We start from the raw sequence: 413 nt of genomic DNA, 5'->3' as shown, positions 1-413 counted from the left end.
TTTTAAGGTAGGAGAAACTATAAAACTTTATTTAAATTGTAGTGATGTAATGCAGTATGGTGATGAAAATGAACAATAATCTAGTAAGATATATTAAAAAAATAAGTTTACATGTTGTTTTATTTTGGATAATAATAGCCTTTATAATTTATCCCAATATAGATCTTGTTAGAAATACATTTATAGTAGGTGGTCAAGTTTCATTGAAAGCTATTGATAAATTATTATCATCACAAATTGCGATAGATAGTTTGAAGAATAGTTTTATTTTGGCATTTTCTATATCTATAACTGTCAATATTATTGGTATATTTATAGTATTAGTTACAGAATTTTTTGATATAAAAGGTAGTAAAATATTAAAAATAGGGTATTTTACAACAATGATATATGGAGGTATAGTTTTAGTTTCT

The 413-nt window shown here is 22.8% G+C and carries 1 protein-coding gene; it reads left to right on the top strand.

Going from position 1 to position 413, the window contains the following annotated elements; genetic code table 11:
- Positions 1–68: 68 nt before the first annotated feature.
- On the top strand, positions 69–413 hold a 345-nt coding region (locus tag AWT72_RS08905), incomplete at its 3' end, for an ABC transporter permease (protein ID WP_082680610.1).

This window comes from Oceanivirga salmonicida (genome assembly GCF_001517915.1).
Taxonomy (GTDB): domain Bacteria; phylum Fusobacteriota; class Fusobacteriia; order Fusobacteriales; family Leptotrichiaceae; genus Oceanivirga; species Oceanivirga salmonicida.
The sequence above is the reverse complement of the archived record's forward strand: the minus strand, read 5'-3'. Positions and strand labels throughout refer to the sequence as shown.